Below are 25119 nucleotides of genomic sequence, written 5' to 3' on the forward strand. Positions count from 1 at the left end.
ATAGCTGTAAAATTAACCGAATAATCATACCGGCCAAATAAGGAGGGATTGAGATCCGCAGGAAGACCATAAATTGAATAAAAATCCCCAAATTAGCGCTTTACACGCATGGCAATCACTGGAACCGATATTAAATATGCATGCAAAATTCTCTCAGAGGGAGGATTGGTGGCAATTCCTACAGAAACGGTGTACGGTCTGGCGGGCAATGCCCTGAATCCCGAAGCAGTTGCGAGAATCTTTGAAGTAAAGAACCGTCCTTCATTTGATCCGTTGATCGTGCATGTCTCCAATGTTCAGGAGGCCAGGCGATATTCTACTGAATTCCCTGAAAAAGCAGAACTTCTTGCAAGTCATTTCTGGCCGGGTCCTTTAACCCTGTTACTGCCTAAAAATCCTGAAATACCAGATATTGTCACATCCGGAATGCCCGATGTTGCCATTCGCGTTCCGGACAATAAACTCACACTCGAGTTGCTCACAGCCCTGCCCTTTCCTCTGGTAGCCCCCAGTGCAAACCCCTTCGGCTACATTTCACCTACTACTGCACAGCATGTTAATGATCAGCTGGGGGATAAGATTGACTACATCCTCGACGGAGGTGCGGCACGGGTTGGTCTTGAATCAACTATTGTCGGATTTCCAGCGAATCAGCCTACGATCTATCGGCTCGGCGGCCTGAGTGTTGATGAAATTGAAAAGTTGACCGGACATTTGGAAATCATGCCCCATTCAAGCTCAAATCCAAAAGCGCCCGGAATGTTGAAAAGCCACTATGCTCCGGCAAAACCATTCAGACTCGAATCGGCCGTTAAAGATAATGTGACAGACGGCAATAACGGTTATCTCCTTTTTTGTGATTCAATTGGTTCAGTACCTATTGAAAACCAACGAATACTTGCGCCCGATGGAAATATGAAGACCGCGGCAAAAAACCTATTCAAATATATGCGCGAACTGGATGCCCTGAATGTAGCACAAATTATTGCGGAGCTCGTACCGGATGAAGGCCTGGGACGTGCGATCAATGACAGGCTGCGACGTGCAGCCTCAGATTCGCAGGACTAATCCGGAACATTCCCTTTCCCGTATCAACTTAGCAAATTCAAAATGCGCATAGTTCACGCGTCATTCGTATATTTAGGACTTCAAAATAATTGCTATGAGATCTATAGACGACATTAACTTTAAAAATAAACGGGCATTAATTCGGGTTGATTTTAATGTTCCCCTGAACGATAAGTTTGAAATTACGGATGACACCCGCATCAGGGCTGCTGTACCTACTATTGAAAAGATCCTCAACGATGGTGGTTCTGTAGTGTTAATGTCGCATTTAGGCCGTCCTAAGTCCGGACCGGAAGATGAATTTTCACTTCGCCATCTGATACCGGATCTTAGTGAACGCTTTAACCAGCAGGTTAAATTTGCCGATGATTGTATTGGCGACAAGGCTGAGGCAATGTCGTCCTCCCTGGAGCCCGGAGAAATCCTTTTGCTTGAGAATCTTCGGTTTTATAAAGAAGAAACCGCAGGGGATGAAGAATTCGCGCGCAAGCTATCCCATCACGGTGATATCTATGTGAACGACGCCTTCGGAACTGCGCACCGAGCCCATGCCAGTACGAGTATTGTAGCGCAGTTTTTCGATACCAAGGTCTGCGGATATGTCATGCTGGCTGAAATCGAAAATGCTAAGAAGGTTCTTGACAATGTGGAAAGACCCTACACCGCGATCATGGGGGGAGCAAAAATCTCCGATAAGATTCTGATCATTGAACGGTTGCTCGATAAGGTAGATAACCTCATTATCGGAGGTGGAATGTCCTATACCTTTTTCAAGGCACTGGGTGGCCAGATAGGCAATTCCCTGGTTGAAGAAGACAAGGTTGACCTGGCGCGTGAACTCATCAAAAAGGCTAAGGAAAAAGGTGTGAACCTTGAATTGCCAATGGATTCAGTAATAGCTGATGCCTTCAGCAATGACGCCAACACTCAGGTATCCGTTAATACCGCCATTCCCGATGGCTGGATGGGACTGGATATCGGACCTCAGGCACGCGAGGTATTTTCCAGGATTATCACTTCAAGCAAAACAATTCTATGGAACGGTCCGATGGGTGTTTTTGAAATGAGCAAATTCGCCGCAGGTACGGAGGCCATTGCTGAAGCCGTTGTGAAAGCAACGAAAAATGGTGGTTTCAGTTTAATTGGCGGTGGCGATTCCGCAGCCGCAGTGAACAACCTGGGCTACGGAGATGATGTTTCGTACGTTTCTACGGGCGGCGGCGCACTTCTGGAATACATGGAAGGCAAAGTGTTGCCGGGTGTGGCTGCACTAGAAGATTAATCGAACCGTATACTCTTGATGGGTTCCACCCGGCTGATGGCGAGTGTGGGAATAAGTATGATCAGGGCTACAACAACCAGCGTTAAAACATTCAGGAAAACGACTATCTCCCAGTTCCAACCGATCGGCACAAAGCTCATGTAGTAGTCCTTTGGATTTAATGGTATTATCTTGAAGAAATACTGAATAAGACAGAGGCCCAGTCCAAGCACGTTACCAAGGAGAAGTCCCCGGGCAATGATACCAATGCCGTGATAGGAGAAAATGCGTCGAACCATCCTGTTGGTTGATCCAAATGCTTTCAGCAAACCAATCATCTGGGTCCGCTCCATGATCAGGATAAGAATTATCGAAATCATATTAACGCACACCACCAGTAAAATGATGGTAAGAAAAATATTTACCTGCCTGCTGATGAGGTGCAGCCAGTCGAATACCTGAATATATTTGTCGCTCACCTTCTGAACAGCCATGTCGTAATTCATCAGGCGAAGGACGCGGGCTTCAGCCTCATCCATATTACGGGTATCCTTAACAAAGATTTCCATTCCGCCGGCGACGCTGTCAGCCCAGTTATTAAGACGCTGAATCAGCCGGATATCCCCGATAATAAACTTGTTATCATAATACTCAGAGAGGTTCGTCTCATAAATACCTACGATCTTAAGACGTCTCACCCGTGGCGGATTCTGAAAAAAATGAACAATTACATCCTCATTGAGCTTCAGGTTGAGCTTATTTGCAATTTCCTTACTAAGCAGTACTTCCTTGCTATACGAAGGGTCATCAAAATTAATGAATCGACCTTCCACCAATGATGGTTCAAACCGCACGGTATCAAATCGGGTACTTACGCCCTTGAAAATAATGCCCAGCACTTCATTTTCAGTCTTGATCAGGCCAGCCTTGTGGCTATATTCCTGTACATGATCAATAAAATCATATGACGCATAATTCTGATACAAATCATTATTCAATGATAGCGGTGCCTCTTCAAATGTATCATTACTGGTATACTTGGTGACGATCATGTGCGCACTGAAGTTATAGATCTTGTTGGTGACCGTTTCCTGGAATCCAATCATAATCAGAAAAGAAATGATCATCACAGCCAGTCCGACACCGATACTGGCAATGGCAATACGGTAGATTGTGGCCGAAAAACCACCCATCTCGTTGCCGGTAATTCTTTTAGATATGAAATAAGGAAGGTTCAAGAATATGCGTACTTTTGATCGTAAGTCACAAATAAACATAAATCTGGTGAACCGGCTTACGATCTTTCTCGCTATTTTCCTTTTGAATTTTTCATGTGCCCGGACGCAATCTGCTGAAACACCCGCCAATGCAACTGCGGAAGTACCTGCAGAATTGACCCTGGGAGCTGCGCGCATGGATGTTTATCTTCCTTTACTGGAAGGAAAACGGGTTGCGCTTCTGGTAAATCACACATCACTTCTGAATGATGTACACCTGGTCGACACACTCCTGTCCAGGAATATTAATATTGTAAAGGTTTTCGCACCCGAACATGGCTTTCGAGGTACGGCAGACGCGGGTGAATCAATTTCAGACGGTAAGGACAAGAGTACGGGCCTGCCGATTATTTCCCTGTATGGATCTAATAAAAAGCCTTCAGCTGAACAGATGAAGGATGTTGACCTGGTTCTTTTTGATATCCAGGATGTAGGCGTTCGTTTCTATACCTATGTCTCCAGTATGCAGTATGTGATGGAAGCATGCGGGGAAATGGACAAGGAAATGATGGTATTGGACAGGCCAAATCCCAATGGCCGGTTTGTGGACGGACCGGTCATGGAAAAGGAATTCATGTCTTTCGTGGGCCTTACGCCGATCCCTGTGTTGCACGGCATGACGGTGGGCGAGCTCGCAGGTATGATCAACAAAGAGGGCTGGTTGTCTGGCGGCATCGAATGTGAGCTTACGGTAGTTCCTATGAAAAATTATCAACATGACTTGTCCTATTCGCTTCCCGTGAAACCTTCCCCCAACCTTCCGAATGATCTTTCCATTCAGCTCTATCCTTCACTATGTCTTTTTGAGGGCACAGTGATTTCGGTGGGCCGCGGTACGACACTTGCCTTTCAGCAGATCGGGCATCCGCTTCTTACTTCGTTGGAGCATTCGTTCACCCCGGTCTCAATTGAAGGCATGGCAAAGTATCCCCCCTTTGAAAATGAAAAGTGCTACGGCACACTATTTACGAGCCGGAATGCGATCGAAGGCTTTGACCTATCATATCTCATTGATTATTATAACCGCTTTCCCGAAAAGGATAAATTCTTCAATAACTACTTTGAAAAGCTTGCCGGTACCGCGGCCTTACGGAAGCAAATAATAAACGGGATGCCGGAAGCGGAAATCCGTGAATCGTGGCAGCCTGATCTGGATGCCTTTAAAAGTCTCAGGAAAGGTTATCTGCTGTACCCGTAATAATTTCGAAAAACGTAGCTTTGCTGCATGAATGATCTGCGCATTGTTTTCATGGGAACACCGGATTTTGCTGTACCCTCCCTTCAGATCCTGGTAGAAAACGGCTTCACCATTGCCGGCGTAATCACTGCGCCGGATAAACCCCAGGGTCGTGGAAGAAAGCTGGCCCCCTCACCTGTAAAAATGTATGCCGAATCTGTTGGACTCCGTGTACTTCAACCTGTAAATCTGAAAGATCCGGCCTTTTTAAATGAGCTGAAATCTTTGAATGTGAATCTTCAGATTGTCGTGGCATTCAGGATGCTTCCGGAAGTCGTCTGGAATATGCCTGCGCTCGGAACATTCAATTTACATGCCTCACTCCTGCCCGATTACCGCGGTGCAGCACCAATACACTGGGCCATCATCAATGGTGAAAAGGAAACGGGTGTTACCACATTTTTTCTGAAACACGAGATCGATACAGGAGAAATTATTTTTCAGGAAAAGGAGGAGATCAGACGCGAGGATAACGTGGGCAGCTTATATGAACGGCTGATGACGAAAGGAGCCAACCTGGTCCTGAAAACTACACAGGCAATAGAATCAGGCAGTTATCCAAGCATGCCGCAGGCAGAAAATCAACCCCTTCATGCCGCACCGAAGATCTTTCGTGAAGACTGTCAGATAAATTTTAATCAGCCATCGGAAAAGGTCTATAACTTCATTCGTGGATTGTCTCCGTTTCCTTCAGCCTGGTTATCTATCGATGACCAAATTGTGAAAATTCTAAAGGCGCACATTTCCGGAGAAAGAAAAGGAATGCCCGGAACAATTTCAACAGATCAGAAATCATTCTGGCATATTCATACAGCCGACGGTTCGATCGCCATCGATGAATTACAATGGCAGGGAAAAAAACGCATGCAAATCGGAGAGTTTCTGCTGGGAAACAGGATTCCGGAAAAACCAGTAAACCAATGAAAATATCAATGATCGTCGCAGTGGGAAAAAACAGGGTCATCGGAAAGGATAATGACCTGATATGGCATCTTCCAGATGACATGTCCTACTTTATGAAAACCACTACCGGCCACTATGTGATCATGGGACGAAAGAACTATGAATCCATCCCTGAAAAGTACCGCCCATTGCCCAATCGCACGAATGTCATCATTACCCGTCAGAGCGAATATGAAGCACCCGGGGCCGTAATTGTCCATTCCATGAATGAAGCCCTGGATTTGGCAAAAGAAGCACAACAGGAAGAGGTATTTATCATTGGCGGCGGGGAAATTTATTCTCTCGGGCTTCCGCATGCCGATTTATTGTACATTACAGAAATTGACGAGTCGTTTGATGGGGACGCTTTCTTCCCTGAAGTTGACTTCTCCAACTGGGGGGAAGTTTCACGCATTCATCATCCTGCAGACGACCGGCATAAACATGCTTTTGATTTTGTGATCTATCAACGGATTAATGGCTGATCAGAAAGTAGTATGGATAACAGGCGCCTCTTCCGGTATCGGAGAGGCACTCGTGGATGAATACCTGAAAGATGGCTACAGTGTAATCCTTTCCGCACGCAGCAAGGATAAACTGGAAGCCATTTCTGATCAGGCTTCCCTAACCTATCCGGGAAAGACCGCTGTTGTTGTTGCCGACCTGGAGGATACTGATTCTTTACCTGCTGCCTGTGAAATGGCTATTCAGCAATTTGGACACATCGACTTACTCATCAACAATGCCGGAATCAGCCAGAGGTCCCTCACTCTGGAAACCGACATTTCCGTTTATGACCGGTTGATGAAGGTGAATTACCTGGGAAATATTGCGCTCACAAAAGCACTGCTTCCCCATTTCATGGGTCGCGGCAAAGGACATGTAGCTGTCATAAGCAGCCTGGTTGGCAAATTTGGGAGCCCGTACCGTTCGGGTTATGCCGCTTCCAAGCATGCACTTCATGGTTTTTATGATTCTGCCCGTGCCGAACTGCATGATTCCAACATTCACTTCACCATTGTTTGCCCCGGGTTCATTCGTACCAATGTATCCGTTAATGCACTTACGGCCGACGGGCAGCCTCTTAATCAAATGGATGATGCGCAGGCCAAAGGCATGTCGCCCGAACGATGCGCACACAAAATCAGGCAAGCCATCAAAAAACGAAAAAATGAGGTCTATATCGGGGGAAAGGAAGTTTATGCGTTATATCTCAAGCGATTCTTTCCTGGCATTTTTGCGAGGATTTTACCAGGGGCCAAAGTTCGCTGAGGCATAAAAGTTATCCCGATGACCAGCCCTCGCACCTCCGTTAATGCTTCGGCAGTGTAACCGGCCGGTCAGAATTTCATGGTGGGGGTTCACAACATTTTTCAAAGGGACGAACAGTTCCAATCATAAATTCTCATTGATAAATTAAAAAAACCTGTTAAACTAGCGGGGCATGGAAATTCTACATCTATTCTATCTTTTCATCGCCGGTATTATTGCAGGATTCATCAATGTCGTTGCAGGCGGTGGCTCTCTGCTCACGTTACCGCTGCTGATTTTCATGGGCTTACCCCCCGCCACAGCCAATGCCACCAACCGGCTTGGGGTAATTACAAATAGTATTTTCGGAGTACTTGGATTTCGTTCAAAGGGCGTATCAGCCTGGCCTTACTCCCTGTATCTGGGAATATCCGGGGCAATAGGTGCATATCTCGGTGCACGGATATCCATGGATATACCGGAGGATATTTTCAATAAAATCATTGCGCTCATCATGGTGATGGTGGTTTTAACGATCATCTTTCAGAAGAAAAGCGGACAGGACGGTTTAGCTGAAAGAATGGGTTTGAAACATAAAGTCGCCGGATACGTCACCTTCTTTTTTATCGGTATTTACGGGGGGTTTCTCCAGGCAGGAGCTGGATTTCTGATCATGGCAGCCCTGGTAGGAATCAACCATTTCAGTCTCGTAAAAACGAATAGCGCCAAGGTTCTTATTGTTCTAATCTATACCCTTTCCTCCCTCGTTGTATTCATCATTGCCGGAATCATTCATTGGGGTTACGCCATTGTCCTGGCAGCCGGATCATCTATTGGTGGCTGGATTGCCAGCCGATGGTCTGTCGACAAGGGAGACGTCTGGATCAAACGCCTCCTTGTCGTGATGGTAATTGTGCTGGCAATCAAACTTTGGTTTTACGACACCTAGACCGTTGCGGGTTCACGATGACCTACCCAGGTAAACCGCTTGATCACATATTCAGGATTGGTAAATGAGGCATTTCCCGAAGGGTTCCCTCCTGTTACATGGAAGTCGCTGAAGCTCGCATTCTGATTCATGTAGATGCCCCCTACCAGGTTAAATGAAACCGGCGTTGCGGCCAGGGACATTTCCTCGGCAATCATTTCCCGCACATCCGGGTCTGTGGTATATGCACCGCAGCTGATCGCGCCGTGGTTTTCGGCCATTTCACGAGCCAGCGCCACAGACTCCTCGATACTTCCTGTACGGATGAGCAGCGCGATCGGACCAAAGAGTTCTTCAGAATATTTGTCCTTATCTGAAGCCTCAACAACTACAACTGCAGGGGTTGCCGTACGTGCCTTGGGAAACATCGGATTTTCAATTTCACGTGATTCAAGCAACACCTTACCGCCAAGCTTTGAAATGCCATTTACCCGATCACAGGTCCGCGCGTTCTGAATCGCGCCCAGTACAAAAGGTCCGGCTTTCGGATTATCCACCAGGCCGTTGATCTGCTCGATTAATTTGGCAGCAAAGTCATCAAACGAAACCTGTCCTTCCGGGGTTGAGATCCCTGAATCAGGAATATAGAAATTCTGGGGGGCTGTACACATCTGGCCTGAGTAAAGGCAAATACTGAAGGCAAGGTTAGCCGCCACTTTATCAATATTTTGAGCGGAATGAAGGATCACAGAATTTACACCTGTCTTTTCAGTAAATACAGTTTTACTTCGAAGTTCCTCCAGGTAATTTCCAAAAACAGAGCCTCCTGTATAATCAATCAGTTTTACCGCCGGGTTTTCTGCCAGGTCCTTTGTGATCAGGTGATCAAAGGTGTCCGGTGCGAGCTGACAGATATCAGGATCCATTCCATTTTCCCTCAGTGCGTCACGAATTTCCGAAACAACGATTGCAATGGGAAGGACTGCGCCAGGATGTGGCTTTACAATCACCGGATTCCCTGTGATCAGGGAAGCATACAAGCCCGGAACGGAATTCCAGGTTGGGAAGGTTGAACATCCAACCACCAGACCAATTCCCTTGGGAACAGCATGCCATGTTTTATCAATGACCAGATTGTATTTTCCCATCGGCTTGTCCCAGCGTGTTTGCGCCGGAAAACGCTTAAGTTCTTCGAAACCTGCTGCAACCGCCTCCAGTGCACGGTCGGCGGCATGCGGACCTGAGGCCTGAAAAGCCATCATGTACCCCTGCCCGGTAGTATGCATGGTTGCATAGGCAATCTCGAAAAAACGATTTTGCATCCCGAACAATGATTCGATGAGAACACCGGCACGATCTTCGGGAATTACTTTTCTCCAAGACTCCCTCGCCTTTTTGGCATTCGAAATCAGCGTATCAACACTCAATGCCGGATATTTAATATTCAACGGCTCCTGAAGGTAGGGGGAAACCTCATCGGAGACCCAGCTTTCAGGTTCATCTGTGTGCATCTCTTCAAAATTGGTGTTCAGATGCGCCTTGAAATCTCCACGGCCTTTTTTATCTGCCTCTTCACCATAGACCGATGATCCTGGGTATTCGGGAAAAGCTGCATAAAAAACTCGTTCATGTAAGGCCTTGATGGCTTTTTCGAGTAATTCCTGATGTTTATCGTATAAATTCATGTTTCGAAAACGTTTTAAATCGCTGTTAGCGAAGATACAGGTTCTGTTATAAATAATTAAATTTGTCTCTCTGCTTTGACTTATCCTATGCTCAACATAGTGAATCGTATTCCCTGGAGACTACTCCTGATCATCACCCTTACCTTTGGTTTGGGTATGCAGTCGATGGCGCAGGAGAAAGCAGAAACACTTCCAGGTCGAATCGTAATTCGTACTACCCCGGGAGTAGATCCCGGCATACTCACATCTAAATCAAAATCATCCGGGGGAAGGGTAATCAGCGCTGAAAAAGTAAGGGAGATAAACCCTGCATTGCCCTGGATCAAATCATCTGCAGCAGCGAAAAGTGCACAGCATCCGCTTTCGGATATTTATTTTATCGAACTGAATGATCCCAATGATCTCAAAGAGGTCATGGAGGAGTTGAATGGCCGCAAGGATATCCTGTATGCCGAGCCATACTATCTGTTCGAGCCACTGCATACACCCAACGATCCGCTTACGGCCGACCAGGAACATATCGATGTGATCCGGGCCCGCGACGCGTGGGCGCTCGAAAAAGGGGACAGCACCCTGGTGATCGGAATTCTGGACAGCGGAATAAGTCTTGACCATCCAGACCTGGTGGATAATATCGCCATCAATCATGATGATCCTGTAAACGGTATCGACGACGACGGAGACGGCCTGGTAGATAACCGGAGGGGTTGGGATATTTCGGATGATGACAACAATCCTTCGGATGATACGGATCCGCATGGAACATGGGTAAGCGGAGTGAGCAGCGCAAGTACCAACAATAATACCGGCATATCCGGCACAGGTTACTACACTAAAATTATGCCTTTGAAAATATTCAAAAGCAACAGCAACAATTTCAGCAAGGGATATGAGGCTATTGCGCTTGCTGCAGACCTGGGATGTGACGTGATCAACCTCTCCTGGGGTTCTGAAGGGTCCTTCTCGCAATTCGGGCAGGATGTAATAGACTATGCCGTGCTGGTGAAGGATGTCGCCATCGTGGCAGCGTCAGGAAATACAGACGGACTGCGCGATTTTTATCCCGCCTCTTTCAGGCACGTATTATCGGTGGCCTCCACAGATTTTACAGATAAAAAAACATCCTGGAGTACTTACAGTCGAAATATTGATCTCACGGCTCCTGGCTTGTCTATCCTCACCACCGACGGCGGAAACTCATACATCCGGAAACAGGGAACCTCTCTTTCAGCACCCCAGGTGGCCGGTGCGGTGGCACTGGTAAGAGCCCGATTTCCGCAGCTAAACGCACTGCAGGCAATGGAAAGGGTTCGCGTCAATACGGATCCCATTGATGACCTTCCCGGGAATCAGCCATACTCGCAATTTCTTGGAAAAGGCAGACTTAATATGTTTGCGGCACTGGCAAATATCACCTCCCCCGCCGTTAGAATTTCAAATCTGAATGTGAATAATGGTGCCGGACCAACCGTGTTCTACGGGGATAGTGTTCGGATCAAACCTGAATTGACCAATTACCTTTATCGAACCAATAATCTTGGAGTCACTTTAAAATCCACGTCTCAATATGTGACAATCGTAGAAAATACTATGAATTTCGGGGTGATCAATACACTTGAAGCAAAGTCTCCTCAAAAGGAGTTTATTGTTGTTCTGGCCGAAAACACACCGGCAGATGAATCGATTCATTTGACCCTGGAATATAAGGATGGGACATATTCAGATTTTGAGCACTTTACTATCCATACATCTCCCGACTGGGTCAACGTTCAAAGCGGTGACCTGGCAGTTTCAATTGCCGGAAATGGAAATCTGGGCTATGCGGCTGATCTTTTCTTTAATGGCGAAGGAATTACTTTTAAAAATGAAACGATTCTGCAGAATATCGCCCTGCTGATCTCCTCCGACGGAATTGTTGCTGACAACCTGCCTGGCAATCTGATTCTTCCATTTCGTGATTATGATTTCAGCAATAATATTCCAATCAAACTTCGGCAAAATTCCATCGCCGACACTTATGCCGTGAGTACATTCAGGTCAGATAACGCAGCGAGTCAATTGAATATCGAAGTGGAACAGGAAATGATGAGCTGGTCGGATGGTGATGCCGTTGTCCTGGAATACAGGGTTACGAATACCGGGACCACTAATCTTGAAGATGTGGCTGTCGGACTTTTCGCGGACTTTGAACTGACTGATGCTTCACTGAATAAAACCAGCTGGATCGACAGTCTGAATATCAGCGTTACTGAGAACAACGAAGGAAATCTATTCAGTGGAATTGCCCTGATCCGGGGTCCGGGCGGATATCACCATGCCATTGATAAGCGGAATGCCAATGGCAATATTTCAGATTTACCCGGAACAATCACCGATGAAGTAAAGATAAATCTGCTGTATGATCCTGATCCCAAACAGGAATCCGGAGTTCAGGGCGGTGGCAACGACGTAGCATCAATGCTTATCTCCCGTTTATCAGTTCTTAATGCTAAATCTGGTGAAAACATTGCCATTGCAATATCAGCAGCCACCACCCTGGATCAACTGATCAGTAATATTCGTCAGGCGAGAGATCAATATGAGTCGTTCCGAAACAGTCCGCCTATTCTCTACACGGCCGAATACTGTCCGGGAGATGTACCTTTGGTCAATCCGCCGGGTGATGTTTTTAATTTCTACAAAGACCCGGAAGCCACCCAACTGATAAGTACCGGCACCGAAATTTCCTCACCCGGACTCGATACACTGAACGCCATATTTGCCACATCGGTCGTGAACAACATTGAGAGTGACATCTTCCGCATTCCGATTCGTAAGAGTTTGATGAATACGAATTTTACCATGGATCCTGACACTGTCATTCTCGACGAGAATAACAGAACACTGGTTCAGTTTACAGATATCAGCAACCGCGCAACATCATGGAATTGGACCTTTTCCAACGGGTTTTCTTCGGTAAAATCTTCCCCTGCAATTCATTTTACAACGGAGGGGATCATGAATATCACCCTGGAAACAACCAATGCTATCGGTTGCAAAGAGCAAATTACGCGAACCCTGCCGGTAATCGTCCGTACGCCGAGGCCACAGGAAGCCTATGTGAATGGTTGCAGCGATCTTTCTTTGGAGATCCCAGCGCTGAATAATTTTATATACCGTCTCTACAAAGATGAAGGTATGACCGGATTGTTAGGGGAATCGGATAGTTTCTCATTTGTCAATATCGATAATGACTCTGTTCTTTTCCTTACGCAAACTGCTCCGGGCGGACTGGAGAGTCTGCCGGCACGTATTGAATTTGACAAATCTGATTTGACCACTCAATTTCAGTGGTCACAGGACAGTACGAACCTGGCCACCATTTCGCTGCTGCATTTTACCAGCAGCTCCCAAAGTCCAAATATCAATTGGTACGTCCGCCCCGACGGTGCCCCTGAAGAATGGATAGGCTTTGGACCGCAGGTGAGCTATAATTATCAGGGTAACTCTAATTTCACAATCATCCACGAAGTATCAAATATTGACGGCTGTACGGGTCGTGCTGAGCAATTCTTTAACCCGACTTCATCTCCAGGTCCCATTCCCTCGTCGGATGTCATTTGTGCCGGAAGTGATTATTTGCTGACTCCGGGGAATTCGTTCTATCATTTCTACACCACCGATAATATCCTTCTGCATAAAGGCAACTCGTTCAATATCAGCAACATTTTATCTGATACCGTATTCCTCGTCAGGGATGCCTCAGGACTTCTGGAAAGCGACGCTGCGACAGCAACCATAGAAATTTCACAGGCGAATGCATTCTTTGAACTGCCACCCGCGCCTTTCAATATGGCGTTTGGCACGCCACTGGTACTGGTACCGGAGAACACAGCAAATACGGCTACCTGGTTTATCAACGGAGTCGAGGAAAGCATGGAAAATGAGCTTCGCTACACCTTCACTAATCCCGGCAGCTATCTGATCGAACTTGTGGTTTCAAATGATCTTGGTTGTACAGACATTTACAGTCAGGCGCTGGAAGTAGTTAACATCACCGGCCTGGATGATTTTCAGGAGATTGAAGGCGCTGTTTTCCCAAATCCTGCAAGCCGGTATCTCAATATCAGTCTGCCGGCTTTACGGCAAATCAATATGCTTGATCTCCACGGCAAAGTAATCAGAACGTGGTTAAATCCTGATTCCCGTTTATCAGTTGAAGCAATCCCGGCAGGGGTTTACATTTTCATGATACAAACCGATCTTGGGAATTTCTATAAAAAGGTAATGATCACCCGTTAATCCTGCATTCTGAATACCTTCTTCAGTAAATCAGAAGTACGCTCCAGCGGGTCTTCACGGATCTTCTTCTCCTCCTGGGCAATCAGGTAGAACAGTCCGTCCATTGCCTTCCGGGTAACGTATGAATTCAGGTCGGGATCTACTTTTTGAACGAGCGGAATTTTATTGTAGGTATTAATGATGTCCCCGTAATACCTTGTAGCATTTACCTTTTCAAGAGAGCTCTCTACTACCGGCTTGAAGGCAACATAAAGCTGATCAGACGTCTTTTCACGAAGATAGATTGTTGCGGCGTCATCATTCCCTTTGAGGATTCCCCAGGCATCCTGAACGGTCATTTCCCTTACAGCCCTTTCGAAAATCGGCACAGCCAGTGCGGCTGCATCCTCAGCACCATGATTCATCGATTCCACAAATCTGTCGACCTCACCGCCCAGACCGATTTGTCTAAGTCGTATTTCAACTTTCTGTACGTCTTCAGGAAACGGTATTTTGATTTCAGGACGCTTTAGAAAGCCGTCCGGAACACCTGCCATTTCACCGCTTTCCTGAACTCCTTTGATAAGTGCTTCCTTGAGGCCCATAGCCACATCACTTTCGGTAATACCGCCCCCGCTAATGGTATTGTTGATATCACCAAGGGTTTGATTAATCTGTGCGGAAGTACAGGAGACCGTAAAAAATATGAATAACAGCAGGTAATTCTTCATGTTTGTATTGTTGATTGTTGTGTAAATATCAAATTCCAGACCAAAATTAATGGGCAATCATGGATATTTGTTAAAGTATTGAAGTAACCAGGAATGTAATGGATGAAATAATAAAGGCCGAAATTCTCACCATTGGTGATGAAATTCTGTACGGACAAATACTGGACACTAACAGCCAGTGGATCAGTGATGTGCTGGATCGCGCAGGTATACGCATTACACAAAAAACGACGGTTGGTGACAACGAGTCAGATATCCTCCGGGCTTTCCGGGAAGCAGAAGACCGGGCTGATATCGTCCTGATCACAGGGGGTTTGGGGCCTACCAAAGATGACCTTACAAAGCCTCTTCTCGCCAGGTATTTTGATTGTCCGATGGAGCCGAATCCCGATGCACTGCGTCAGGTATCGGAGTTTTTTCAGTCCAAGGGCCTGGAACTTACCCCTGTAAATGAGCTTCAGGCCACCTTACCCGTATGCTGTGAGGTTGTGGAAAACAAACTTGGTACAGCGCCGGGAATGTGGTTCCATCGTGACGGAAAGGTTTTTGTGTCGATGCCGGGAGTTCCCCATGAAATGAAAAAAATGATGACCGATACGGTCATTCCACGCTTGCACGAAGTGTTCGAAACCGCAGTGATCTATCATAAGCTGATCAAGACCATCGGGATTGGTGAATCATGGCTTGCCAGTAAAATTCAGGACTGGGAAGATGCATTACCTGAAAATATCAGGCTCGCCTATCTGCCCAGCCTTGGCCAGGTAAAACTTCGCCTCACAGCATTTGGGACCGACAGAAGTGTGTTGGAGGAACAGGTTGCTGAACAGATTGAAAAATTAAAGCCTTTGGCCGGAAACTTCATTTATGGGTTTAACGGAGATGAGATTCAGGAAGTGATCGGTCGGATGTTGTGTGATCAATGCTGTACAATCGCCACTGCCGAAAGCTGTACAGGTGGATATCTCTCCCATCTCATCACTTCGGTTCCAGGAAGCTCTGAATATTATGTAGGGTCTGTCATTGCCTATGAGAATACAATAAAGGAAGCCCTGCTGGGAGTTCAGCATCAAACGTTGCTTGATCATGGAGCTGTTAGCGAAGAAACGGCCCTTGAAATGGCTGCCGGAATCCGGAAAAGAACAGGAGCCAAAATCGGTGTATCAACAACCGGCATTGCAGGACCCGGAGGAGGCACTCCCGAGAAACCCGTGGGCACTGTTTGGATTGCTTATGACGATGGAAAAGAGGCCTATGCACGCAAATTACAGCTTTGGAAAGACCGTGATGTGAATATCAGGGCAACCGCTGTTGCGGTATTAAACATGATTCGTATAAGATTATCGAAAACGATTGAAGTAACAGAGTAAAATAGTAAATTTACAGTCGGATTATCCGGAAATGACTTGAGTTTTGTAAATCAAAACACGTTAGAATGGCACAAGTAGAGTTAATTATGCCCAAAATGGGTGAAAGCATAATGGAAGCAACCGTACTCACCTGGTTAAAAAAAGAAGGTGATACTATTGAGGAAGATGAAAGTGTACTGGAAGTTGCGACCGACAAGGTAGATACCGAAGTACCTTCCACCCACGGCGGGGTGCTCACAAAAATTCTTGCAAATGAGGGAGACGTGGTACCGGTGGGAAACCCCATTGCAATCATCACCACAGAAAAAGAAGAAAAATCAGAGTCCAAACCTGCACCACCGGCAGAAGCACCTGCTGTGGAAAAACAACCGGTTGTCGAGAGCAAACCTGCTGCAGCTGTCGTATCCAACGGCAGTGCGAGCAACGGACAGGACGTTCCATCAAATTCAAATGGTCGTTTCTACTCTCCACTGGTAAAAAATATCGCACGGGAAGAGGGTATAGGGAAAGATGAGCTGGAACGAATCCCCGGAAGCGGCAAAGAAGGCCGTGTAACGAAACAGGACATCCTGTCATACCTGGAAACAAGAGGCAGCGAAGTGAGTACGCTCACTGCCCCAGCTCCCGCACAGACGTCTGTACAATCGTCATCACCTGCTCCGAAAGTAAATATTTCTGTAAGCGGGGAGGATGAGATCATTGAAATGGATCGCATGCGTAAAATGATCGCCCAGCGAATGGTTGATTCAAAGCGAATTTCCCCGCATGTGACATCCTTTGTGGAGGCCGACGTAACCGAGATCGTTTTCTGGAGAAACCGGAATAAGAATGAATTCAAAAAACGTGAAGGCGACAACCTTACCTTCACACCCATTTTCATCGACGCAGTCGTAAAGGCGATCAAGGATTATCCGATGATCAACATCCAGGTAGATGGAGACCGAATCATCAAGAAGCGTGATATCAACATCGGATTGGCTGTGGCGCTTCCCAGTGGAAACCTGATCGTTCCCGTTATCCACAATGCAGATCAATACAACATTACCGGGCTGGCAAAAAAGGTGAACGATCTGGCAAAGAGGGCACGAAATAACCAGCTTAAGCCGGATGAACTTTCCGGCGGAACATTCTCCATTTCAAATGTCGGATCATTCGGAAACGTAATGGGTACGCCCATTATCATGCAGCCGCAGGTTGCGATCCTGGCACTGGGGGCTATTACCAAAAAGCCGGCTGTTGTGGAAACTCCCCATGGAGATGCCATTGCAATCCGACATAAAATGTTTCTTTCACACAGCTATGACCACCGCGTGGTTGATGGCTCGCTGGGAGGAATGGTCGTAAGACGCGTGGCCGACTACCTGGAGCGGTTTGATCCCAACACATCTGTTTAATTATTGTACGGAGGGGCATTTCTCCCCTCCTTTTATCTTTTTTATATGAAATTCGGAACCAAAGCAATTCATGCAGGGGTGGAACCTGATCCCTCAACCGGGGCCATCATGACCCCTATTTTCCAAACCAGCACTTATGTTCAGGCATCCCCTGGTAAACACAAGGGCTATGAATATTCAAGAACCCATAATCCCACACGCACGGCGCTTCAAAACAGCATCGCCGCCCTGGAGAACGGGAAATTCGGATTATGTTTTGCTTCCGGGCTGGCCGCTATCGACGCAGTGATAAAATTACTGAAGCCCGGTGATGAAGTGATCGCTGCCAACGACCTGTATGGCGGTACTTACCGGATTTTCAAAAAAGTCTTCGAAAAATATGGAATTCGGTTTCACTTTACCGGAATGAATGATGTAAACGAAATCACTCACCATATCAATGAAAATACCCGGCTCATCTGGCTGGAGACCCCCACCAATCCAATGATGAACGTGATTGATATTGCAAAAGTCGTAGAACTGGCAAAGAAAAATAATATCCTGGTAGCGGTGGATAACACTTTTGCAACCCCTTATCTTCAGAGTCCGCTTGACCTGGGTGCCGATATCGTGATGCATTCTGTAACAAAATATCTTGCCGGGCATTCAGATGTCGTAATGGGTGCCCTTGTGGTGAATGATCCGAAACTTCAGGAAGATTTAGCTTTCATTCAGAACTCTTGCGGGGCAACCCCCGGACCGCAGGACTGTTTTCTGGTTTTGCGAGGAATCAAGACATTGCATTTACGGATGGACCGGCATTGTGAGAATGGCGAAAAGATAGCTCATTACCTGAAGAATCATCCCCGTGTTGAAAAAGTATACTGGCCTGGATTTGAGGATCATCCCAATCACCTCGTTGCAAAAGAACAAATGCGCGGATTTGGAGGTATGATTTCCTTCACCCTGGTGAATGGAAATCAGGATGACGCTTTCCGCGTTATGGAAAAGTTCCATTATTTCTCACTGGCTGAATCCCTTGGGGGCGTAGAATCACTGGCAAATCATCCGGCAACCATGACACATGCCAGTATTCCAAAAGAAGAACGGCTGAAGGTCGGACTGGTAGATTCGCTGATTCGTTTAAGCGTTGGTGTTGAGGATGCGGATGACCTTATCGCAGATCTTGAACAAGCCCTTTCCTGATGATTAAAAAAAGCCTATATCCGGTCGTACTGATTCTCCTCCTGTTGTCATTTAACGGGATGGGACAAAATTTCACGAGACAGGATACACTTCGCGGCTCCATCACCCCTGAAAGAGCCTGGTGGGACCTTGTTTACTATCATCTTGATATTACGGTTGACCCTTCAGATTCAACCATCAAGGGGAGCAATACCGTTACCTACAAAGTGCTGGGAGATGTAACTGCAATGCAGATTGATCTTCAGCCACCCTTAAGAATTACCGGCGTTGAGCAGAATGGAAATGTCCTTTCCTTTCGTCAGGATGGTAATGCCTATTTTATTGACGGATTGAAAAATCAAGGGATTGGGACAATCGGAACGGTTAAAGTACTTTATGAAGGCAAGCCCCGTACGAGTCCCAACCCACCCTGGAGCGGCGGCATTACGTGGCAGCGGGATGAAAAAGGCAATCCTTTTGTTGCCAGCAGCTGCCAGGGGGACGGTGCCAGCCTCTGGTGGCCATGCAAAGATCATATGTATGATGAACCCGACAGCATGCTGATCAGTGTTGCGGTTCCGAAGGGATTAATGGATGTATCCAACGGAAGACTGAGAAAAGTTGAAAAGGGAAAGAAATTCACTAAATATCACTGGTTTGTTGAGAACCCGATCAATAATTACGGGGTGAACATCAATATCGGCGATTATGTACATTTTTCAGAGACATACGAAGGAGAGAACGGTCCGCTTACCATGGACTATTACGTATTGCCTAAAGACGAAAAAGCGGCCCGGGAGCAGTTCAGGGAGGCACCCAGGATGATGGCAGCCTTTGAACACTGGTTCGGGCCCTATCCGTTCTATGAGGATGGGTTTAAGCTTGTTCAGGTCCCCTACCTGGGTATGGAACATCAAAGTTCGGTAACCTATGGAAATGGTTTTCAAAACGGGTATCGGGGCCGTGACCTGAGCGGGAGTGGATGGGGACTGAAATTTGATTTTATCATCGTCCATGAATCCGGACACGAATGGTTTGCCAATAATATCACCTACAAGGATATCGCAGATATGTGGATCCATGAAAGTTTCACAGCGTATTCAGAAAATTTATTCCTGGATTACTATTTTGGAAACGAGGCAGCGGGAGCCTATACACGCGGCACACGTATGAATATCCAAAATAAAGAACCCATTATTGGAGTTTATAATGTGAACCAGTCGGGATCCGGGGATATGTATTACAAGGGTGCCAACATGTTGCATATGATCCGGCAGATTGTGGATAATGACAGCCTTTGGAGGGATGTTTTGCGTGGCCTGAATAAAGAGTTCTACCATCAGACAGTAACCACCCAGATGATCGAGTCGTACCTGATCAACCATACAGGAATAAATCTTGCTCCGGTATTTGACCAATATTTACGCGACGTTCGTGTGCCGGTACTCGAATATGCACGTAAGGGCAATACCCTCTTTTATCGCTGGAATAATACAATCGACCGATTCAACATGCCCGTGGATGTATCCATAAACGGGAAGGACATCCGGCTGAACGCCAACGAAAGCTGGCAGACCTTCGAGGTCTCAGAACTGAATGTTGATTTTTCGGTTGATCCGGATTATTATGTCAGTGCGATGGAAATTAAGTAATTCAGGATTTCCACTTAATGTTACATCCCTGGCTTGGGATTTGATTTTCACTAACGGGATTCCCGTTGACCAGGTCATTGAGTGCCTGTCGCATATCCTTACCATCGAGTGGTTTACCGTTGCCCGGGCGGGATGAATCCAGCTGGCCCCGGTAGACCAGTTTATCCTGGTGATCGAAAAGATAAAAATCTGGAGTACAGGCCGCCTGAAAATCCTTCGCCACACCTTGAGTCTCATCGAAAAGGTATGGAAATGAATATCCCCATTTACGTGCGACTTCTCTCATACGATCCGGACCATCTTCGGGATATTTCTCCACGTCATTTGAACTGATGGCAACAAAGCCGATTCCTTCACCGGAATAGTCCACAGATATTTTTACCAGTTCAGATTGAACATGTTTAACGTACGGACAATGATTGCAAATGAACATGACAAGAGTTCCTTTTTCCCCACGCACATCGGCATAGGACAGGTTTTGCCCTGAAACCGTGTCAGGCAATGTAAAATCGGGTACTTCGGTCCCGAGAGGGAGCATTTTAGAAGGCGTTAATGCCATAGCACTACAAATTTAAAGTCCAAAGATATGGAAATACACCATGGGATTGTGATGGATTCCCTTTAACCTTGCTAAAAACTATCGTTTGAGCATTCAACATGAAACGGATAGGATTGTTATCAGACACACACGGATTTCTCAACCCAAAGATCTGGGAATACTTTCAGGAATGTGATGAGATCTGGCATGCCGGTGATATTGGCACGATTGAAGCAGCAGATGACCTGGAAAAATTCAGGCCTTTACGGGCTGTTTACGGGAATATTGACGGCAAAGACCTTCGTGTACGGTACCCGGAAGATCTTTTCTTCACGCTGGGCGGGGTTCGCGTGTACATGACCCATATCGGGGGTTACCCCCCGCGTTACAATCCCCGGGTCCGTAAAATAATTCAGCAGGAAAAACCGGACCTTTTTATTGATGGTCATTCCCATATCCTGAAGATCATGCGCGACCCTGGCTTACCCAATCTGCTGCACATTAATCCGGGTGCCGCCGGAAAGCAGGGATTTCATAAAATTTCAACACTTGTGCGCTTCAGCCTGGAGGCCGGACGCATATCGGACCTGCAGGTAATCGAATTAGGAAAAAGGGCATAAAAAAACCCGCCTTTTCAGACGGGTATATGATAAACAGGAGCAATTCCCGATCAGGGGAAGATCAGTCCTCGCTCTTGTCTTCTTTTTTCGTTTCTTTCTTGGCTGGCTTGGAAGATTTCTTTTCGAATTCTTCTTTGATCGCCTCAACATCTACCGATTTGATCACCGGCTTGGTATTTAAACGCTTGATGTTGGCCTGACGTACAGAAGCCCTTGTTTTATTTCTCTTTGCTTTTCTCTTAAGTCTGGTAATCGCCATGTCCGTGAATTTTGATCAAATAAGGGTGCAAAGATAATAGAATAATTAATTTAATTAAAAGCTTCTCCAACTATTTTCAGATCACAGGCCGAAAAGTTGAGCCTGTGGCTTCATACTTTTTTTGTAGTTTTGCTTCCATGAGCTCAAAACCATCCTTACCGAAAGGTACCCGTGATTTCGGCCCGGAAGAAATGGCCAGGCGCAATTACATTCTGGATATCATCCGCGGGGTATTTCGCAAATTCGGATTTATGCCGCTGGAAACACCTGCCATGGAGAATCTCGATGTTCTTACTGGTAAATACGGTGATGAAGGAGATCAGTTATTGTATAAAATCCTGAATAGCGGAGACTTTCTTTCCCGTACAACTGAATCTGATTACAGGGATGGCTCCAGGCATTTCGCCTCCCTTATCAGCGAAAAAGGGCTGAAATATGATCTGACTGTACCTTTTGCTCGATACGTGGTAATGAATCAGCACAAGATCAGCATGCCTTTTAAGCGATATCAGATCCAGCCTGTATGGCGTGCCGACCGGCCCCAGCGAGGCCGATACAGGGAATTTCAGCAATGTGATGCAGATGTGGTTGGAACTGATTCCCTTCTCTGTGAGGCAGAAGTGATCTGGATGATACGTGAGGTATTCAATGCCCTTGGTATTATTGATTACAGCATTCGAATAAATCATCGTAAAATTCTCCAGGCCATCGCAGAGGCCATTGGGGCTCCGGGTAAGGAATCTGAATTATGCGTGGCCATTGACAAGCTTGATAAGATAGGTTCTGAAAAGGTAATTCAGGAACTCACCGAACGCGGCTTTACCGCAGAATCTACCAGCCGACTGAAACCGCTGCTCAATGATTCTTCAGCAAACCTCGATAAAATGGAACAATTCATTGGCTCCGGCAATTCAGGGATCAGTGACGTTCGTGAGGTTTTTGATCTCATCAGGTCATCCGGAATGGATCATGTCGATTTCGACCCCCTCCTCGCCCGTGGATTATCGTATTATACCGGCTGCATATTCGAAGTAAAGGTGAATAATGTGAGTGTAGGTAGCGTGAGCGGAGGCGGCCGGTACGACGATTTAACCGGGGTATTTGGATTGCCCGGACTTTCGGGGATTGGGTTCTCATTTGGTGTGGACCGACTGTATGATGTGATGGAGGAGTTGTCTCTTTTTCCGGAATCGGCCAATACCTTTACCACTGCCCTTATTGTGGCATTTGATCAGAACGCCTGGTCGTACGGTTTGGAATTCCTCCGGGAATTGCGTACCGCCGGGATTCACGCCGAGTTATACCCGGAAGTGGCCAAAGCGAAAAAGCAATTCTCCTATGCCGACAAAAAGAATATCCCTTTTGTGCTGGTAGCCGGTGAATCGGAAATGGAAAAAGACGGATTTTCATTGAAAAACATGAAATCCGGAGAACAGGAACTATTGTCGAAGTCAGCCATCATTGAACATCTTATAAGTTTTAATGGTGCGCAATGAGATGATTTATTATTCGTTTTAGTTGAAATCAATTATATTCCGTTTCGAATGAATTTCAGCCGTTTCATATATACACTTAGTCTTGCTGTTTGTTTGTGGCTTGGTTCGGGTATCCCGGCACTGGCCCAGTATTCCAGTGAGAACGGGTTGTATGAGGTGGACGAGATCAGGGGTTGCCCGGGATTAACGATTACGATCACCAACAATAATCCTTCGTGCGACTGTACTGCGGGATGCTCCTGTGATTTTGACTATAATGGGGATGGCAATTTTGAAGTTAAGCCGAATTTTTATGAATACACGTATACAGATCCCGGGACATACCGGATGGAGATCCTGTTTGATGCTGTTTCTGATTTTATCACCATCACCATTGAAGATAAGCCCGCACCAGCATTTGAGATTTATGCCTGTTCCGGAAACAGTATCGCACTCGAGGTACTGGATGATAATTATGATGAATATGAAATTAACTATGGCGACGGAAGTCCGGTAGTCACCATCCCGGTAAATTCTCCGGTTCAAACCCACACCTTTCCCGATGGTCTGGCACGCACCATTACTGTAAAGGGACTCGATGCAGGATGGGCTAATAATTGCAGTCCGGCCATGCGTACCTTCACCCCTGTTCCCTCCCTGCCGGCAGGTCAGATAACAGGTCTGGCTGTTACCAGCGACCAACAAATCACACTCGGGCTTGGTACGCAGGCGGATATCCTTTACAGGATGTATATAGCAACCAACGGAGGGCCGTACACTCTTTTAAAAGAATTCAGTGACACCCGGTCAACGGACATCATTGATCTTCTGTCGACCGATGAGAATTATTATTGCTTCCGGCTTGATGCCATAGACCCCTGCGGCGGTCCAGCCGCCAGTTCTCAGGAGGTTTGCTCCATTCAGCTTTCGGGATTTAATCAGAATAATATTAATCAGCTTGATTGGGCGACCAATACACCCTCGGGAAATTTCAGTATTTACAGAGATGGTGTTTTTCTTTCGTCGGCAATGAATACCGAACGAATGTTAGAGGATCCTGATATTAATTGCGGGATCACTTATTGTTATAATCTTCAGGCATCTTACGGCGGTGCTCTTTCAACCTCGGGAGAGATATGTATACTTGCCGACAACGAGCTGCCTCCTGCTGCTGTTGATCATGTCAGTACGGTACCAAACGGAAATGAAGTGACCCTCACATGGAACTATTCAGCTCCCCCGGGGTCGACAATTTTCAATATATACCGAAGCGGAGACACGCAGGTGCCTGCATTGATTGGAACAACTACCGATTTGACGTTTGTTGATACGCAGGCGGGTAATTCCGGTTTTACGACATATTGCTATGAGGTTTTCCCGGAAGATCTTTGCGGTAATGCCAACACCGAAAATGTCGTTGCCTGTGTAATGCGACCGCAGGGTGCCATTAGTTTGCGTGATGAGGTCCAGATATCCTGGCCCCAATATGAAGGGTATTCAACGGGTGTTGCCTATTACTTTGTCGAAAAATCGTACGACGGGACAAACTTCTTCAATGTACTGCAAACATCGGATACAACATTTACAGAAACAGACAATCAGCCAGATCAGATTCTTTACTATCGTATACATGCGTTCCCAAATGACGGATCCATTCCTGTTTCATATTCGTATACCATCCAGCTTTCAAAATCAAATTTACTGGCATTCCCAGAGGCCTTCACACCAGACGGTGACGGGCTCAATGATGTGCTCGAGATTCGGGCCCGGTATGTGCAATCCTATTCAATTGATGTTTTCAACCGATGGGGGGAACTCATCTTTCACAGTGAGGATATTAATAATCCCTGGAACGGTTTTTATAATGGGGAACGGGTTGCCCAGGGGGCTTATGTTATCAAGATAAGGCTTGTGGACGAATCCGGGCGTGTTACGAACAGGGACGGAAGTATTTTAGTCCTCTCCCATTAATTAGCCCAACAATTCCTACTTTTGTGCGATAACAAAATA

General features: G+C 46.4%; 20 protein-coding genes. 15 read left to right on the top strand and 5 right to left on the bottom strand.

The annotated features are described in order from the left end of the window. Positions 1 to 108 precede the first annotated feature (108 nt). On the top strand, positions 109 to 1068 hold the full coding sequence (locus LDX50_RS16790; protein WP_225698466.1) for an L-threonylcarbamoyladenylate synthase: 960 nt from the start codon (positions 109 to 111) through the stop codon (positions 1066 to 1068). Positions 1069 to 1162: 94 nt separating this feature from the next. Beyond that, positions 1163 to 2350, top strand: a complete 1188-nt coding sequence (locus LDX50_RS16795) for a phosphoglycerate kinase (protein WP_225698467.1) — start codon at positions 1163 to 1165, stop codon at positions 2348 to 2350. On the opposite strand, the gene LDX50_RS16800 is transcribed toward LDX50_RS16795, so the two are convergent. Beyond that, on the bottom strand, positions 2347 to 3522 hold the full coding sequence (locus tag LDX50_RS16800; protein ID WP_225698468.1) for an ABC transporter permease: 1176 nt from the start codon (positions 3520 to 3522) through the stop codon (positions 2347 to 2349). The genes LDX50_RS16795 and LDX50_RS16800 overlap by 4 nt on opposite strands. A gap of 49 nt (positions 3523 to 3571) precedes the next feature. Between LDX50_RS16800 and LDX50_RS16805 the strand changes: the two genes are divergently transcribed. The 5 genes from LDX50_RS16805 (at position 3572) to LDX50_RS16825 (ending at position 7985) form a co-directional block, all read left to right on the top strand. After that, positions 3572 to 4804 (top strand): exo-beta-N-acetylmuramidase NamZ family protein, encoded by a 1233-nt coding sequence (locus LDX50_RS16805; RefSeq protein ID WP_225698469.1) that lies wholly within the window; start codon positions 3572 to 3574, stop codon positions 4802 to 4804. Positions 4805 to 4831: 27 nt separating this feature from the next. Next, the gene (fmt, locus tag LDX50_RS16810) at positions 4832 to 5767 is read left to right on the top strand and encodes a methionyl-tRNA formyltransferase (RefSeq protein WP_225698470.1); all 936 of its coding nucleotides are present in this window, start codon (positions 4832 to 4834) and stop codon (positions 5765 to 5767) included. Then, entirely contained in the window at positions 5764 to 6270 is a 507-nt protein-coding gene (locus tag LDX50_RS16815) for a dihydrofolate reductase (RefSeq protein WP_225698471.1), read from the top strand. The genes fmt and LDX50_RS16815 overlap by 4 nt, the downstream gene beginning before the upstream one ends. Beyond that, positions 6263 to 7057 carry an SDR family oxidoreductase gene (locus LDX50_RS16820; RefSeq protein ID WP_225698472.1) on the top strand — a complete coding sequence of 265 codons (795 nt, stop codon included), beginning with the start codon at positions 6263 to 6265 and terminating at the stop codon, positions 7055 to 7057. The genes LDX50_RS16815 and LDX50_RS16820 overlap by 8 nt, the downstream gene beginning before the upstream one ends. Positions 7058 to 7229: 172 nt before the next feature. After that, a complete protein-coding gene (locus LDX50_RS16825) occupies positions 7230 to 7985 on the top strand; it encodes a sulfite exporter TauE/SafE family protein (protein ID WP_225698473.1) in 756 nt (251 codons plus the stop codon). Here LDX50_RS16825 and paaN read toward each other — a convergent pair. Then, positions 7982 to 9649 (bottom strand): phenylacetic acid degradation protein PaaN, encoded by a 1668-nt coding sequence (gene paaN, locus LDX50_RS16830; RefSeq protein ID WP_225698474.1) that lies wholly within the window; start codon positions 9647 to 9649, stop codon positions 7982 to 7984. The genes LDX50_RS16825 and paaN overlap by 4 nt on opposite strands. Before the next feature lie 87 nt (positions 9650 to 9736). On the opposite strand from paaN, the gene LDX50_RS16835 reads away from it, so the two are divergent. Then, complete coding sequence (locus LDX50_RS16835) at positions 9737 to 13930, top strand: S8 family serine peptidase (RefSeq protein WP_225698475.1); 4194 nt, start codon at positions 9737 to 9739, stop codon at positions 13928 to 13930. On the opposite strand, the gene LDX50_RS16840 is transcribed toward LDX50_RS16835, so the two are convergent. After that, a complete protein-coding gene (locus LDX50_RS16840; protein ID WP_225698476.1) occupies positions 13927 to 14640 on the bottom strand; it encodes a DUF4197 domain-containing protein in 714 nt (237 codons plus the stop codon). The two genes, LDX50_RS16835 and LDX50_RS16840, sit on opposite strands and share 4 nt — an antisense overlap. Positions 14641 to 14738: 98 nt before the next feature. Between LDX50_RS16840 and LDX50_RS16845 the strand changes: the two genes are divergently transcribed. The 4 genes from LDX50_RS16845 to LDX50_RS16860 all read left to right on the top strand — a co-directional run bounded on the left by LDX50_RS16845 (position 14739) and on the right by LDX50_RS16860 (position 20217). Further along, positions 14739 to 16007 (top strand): competence/damage-inducible protein A, encoded by a 1269-nt coding sequence (locus tag LDX50_RS16845; RefSeq protein WP_225698477.1) that lies wholly within the window; start codon positions 14739 to 14741, stop codon positions 16005 to 16007. A gap of 65 nt (positions 16008 to 16072) precedes the next feature. Then, complete coding sequence (locus tag LDX50_RS16850; RefSeq protein ID WP_225698478.1) at positions 16073 to 17401, top strand: dihydrolipoamide acetyltransferase family protein; 1329 nt, start codon at positions 16073 to 16075, stop codon at positions 17399 to 17401. A 45-nt stretch (positions 17402 to 17446) separates the two neighbouring features. Then, the gene (locus LDX50_RS16855; RefSeq protein WP_225698479.1) at positions 17447 to 18586 is read left to right on the top strand and encodes a cystathionine gamma-synthase; all 1140 of its coding nucleotides are present in this window, start codon (positions 17447 to 17449) and stop codon (positions 18584 to 18586) included. After that, complete coding sequence (locus LDX50_RS16860; RefSeq protein ID WP_225698480.1) at positions 18586 to 20217, top strand: M1 family metallopeptidase; 1632 nt, start codon at positions 18586 to 18588, stop codon at positions 20215 to 20217. Before LDX50_RS16855 ends, LDX50_RS16860 begins: the two co-directional genes overlap by 1 nt. Before the next feature lies 1 nt (position 20218). On the opposite strand, the gene LDX50_RS16865 is transcribed toward LDX50_RS16860, so the two are convergent. Continuing rightward, positions 20219 to 20776, bottom strand: a complete 558-nt coding sequence (locus LDX50_RS16865) for a thioredoxin family protein (protein WP_225698481.1) — start codon at positions 20774 to 20776, stop codon at positions 20219 to 20221. Positions 20777 to 20874: 98 nt separating this feature from the next. Between LDX50_RS16865 and LDX50_RS16870 the strand changes: the two genes are divergently transcribed. Then, positions 20875 to 21375 carry a metallophosphoesterase family protein gene (locus LDX50_RS16870; protein WP_225698482.1) on the top strand — a complete coding sequence of 167 codons (501 nt, stop codon included), beginning with the start codon at positions 20875 to 20877 and terminating at the stop codon, positions 21373 to 21375. Positions 21376 to 21436: 61 nt separating this feature from the next. Here LDX50_RS16870 and LDX50_RS16875 read toward each other — a convergent pair whose 3' ends face one another. Then, positions 21437 to 21634: a hypothetical protein gene (locus LDX50_RS16875; RefSeq protein WP_225698761.1), complete on the bottom strand. Its 198-nt coding sequence runs from the start codon at positions 21632 to 21634 to the stop codon at positions 21437 to 21439. Between the two features lie 137 nt (positions 21635 to 21771). Between LDX50_RS16875 and hisS the strand changes: the two genes are divergently transcribed. Together hisS and LDX50_RS16885 are read left to right on the top strand one after the other, a co-directional pair. Further along, positions 21772 to 23130, top strand: a complete 1359-nt coding sequence (gene hisS, locus LDX50_RS16880) for a histidine--tRNA ligase (protein WP_225698483.1) — start codon at positions 21772 to 21774, stop codon at positions 23128 to 23130. A 48-nt stretch (positions 23131 to 23178) separates the two neighbouring features. Then, the gene (locus LDX50_RS16885; protein ID WP_225698484.1) at positions 23179 to 25080 is read left to right on the top strand and encodes a T9SS type B sorting domain-containing protein; all 1902 of its coding nucleotides are present in this window, start codon (positions 23179 to 23181) and stop codon (positions 25078 to 25080) included. Positions 25081 to 25119: the final 39 nt, after the last annotated feature.

The sequence above is a fragment of the Fulvivirga sedimenti genome (assembly GCF_020328055.1).

Bases quoted from the DNA above. Each gene is read 5' to 3' on its own strand.
- LDX50_RS16790 (WP_225698466.1), top strand. From the start codon at position 109: ATGGCAATCACTGGAACCGATATTAAATATGCATGCAAAATTCTCTCA.
- LDX50_RS16805 (WP_225698469.1), top strand. From the start codon at position 3,572: ATGCGTACTTTTGATCGTAAGTCACAAATAAACATAAATCTGGTGAAC.
- fmt (WP_225698470.1), top strand. From the start codon at position 4,832: ATGAATGATCTGCGCATTGTTTTCATGGGAACACCGGATTTTGCTGTA.
- LDX50_RS16850 (WP_225698478.1), top strand. From the start codon at position 16,073: ATGGCACAAGTAGAGTTAATTATGCCCAAAATGGGTGAAAGCATAATG.
- LDX50_RS16815 (WP_225698471.1), top strand. From the start codon at position 5,764: ATGAAAATATCAATGATCGTCGCAGTGGGAAAAAACAGGGTCATCGGA.
- LDX50_RS16885 (WP_225698484.1), top strand. From the start codon at position 23,179: ATGAATTTCAGCCGTTTCATATATACACTTAGTCTTGCTGTTTGTTTG.
- hisS (WP_225698483.1), top strand. From the start codon at position 21,772: ATGAGCTCAAAACCATCCTTACCGAAAGGTACCCGTGATTTCGGCCCG.
- LDX50_RS16870 (WP_225698482.1), top strand. From the start codon at position 20,875: ATGAAACGGATAGGATTGTTATCAGACACACACGGATTTCTCAACCCA.
- LDX50_RS16860 (WP_225698480.1), top strand. From the start codon at position 18,586: ATGATTAAAAAAAGCCTATATCCGGTCGTACTGATTCTCCTCCTGTTG.
- LDX50_RS16840 (WP_225698476.1), bottom strand. From the start codon at position 14,640: ATGAAGAATTACCTGCTGTTATTCATATTTTTTACGGTCTCCTGTACT.
- LDX50_RS16825 (WP_225698473.1), top strand. From the start codon at position 7,230: ATGGAAATTCTACATCTATTCTATCTTTTCATCGCCGGTATTATTGCA.
- LDX50_RS16845 (WP_225698477.1), top strand. From the start codon at position 14,739: ATGGATGAAATAATAAAGGCCGAAATTCTCACCATTGGTGATGAAATT.
- LDX50_RS16855 (WP_225698479.1), top strand. From the start codon at position 17,447: ATGAAATTCGGAACCAAAGCAATTCATGCAGGGGTGGAACCTGATCCC.
- LDX50_RS16820 (WP_225698472.1), top strand. From the start codon at position 6,263: ATGGCTGATCAGAAAGTAGTATGGATAACAGGCGCCTCTTCCGGTATC.
- LDX50_RS16875 (WP_225698761.1), bottom strand. From the start codon at position 21,634: ATGGCGATTACCAGACTTAAGAGAAAAGCAAAGAGAAATAAAACAAGG.
- LDX50_RS16865 (WP_225698481.1), bottom strand. From the start codon at position 20,776: ATGGCATTAACGCCTTCTAAAATGCTCCCTCTCGGGACCGAAGTACCC.
- LDX50_RS16835 (WP_225698475.1), top strand. From the start codon at position 9,737: ATGCTCAACATAGTGAATCGTATTCCCTGGAGACTACTCCTGATCATC.
- paaN (WP_225698474.1), bottom strand. From the start codon at position 9,649: ATGAATTTATACGATAAACATCAGGAATTACTCGAAAAAGCCATCAAG.
- LDX50_RS16795 (WP_225698467.1), top strand. From the start codon at position 1,163: ATGAGATCTATAGACGACATTAACTTTAAAAATAAACGGGCATTAATT.
- LDX50_RS16800 (WP_225698468.1), bottom strand. From the start codon at position 3,522: ATGGGTGGTTTTTCGGCCACAATCTACCGTATTGCCATTGCCAGTATC.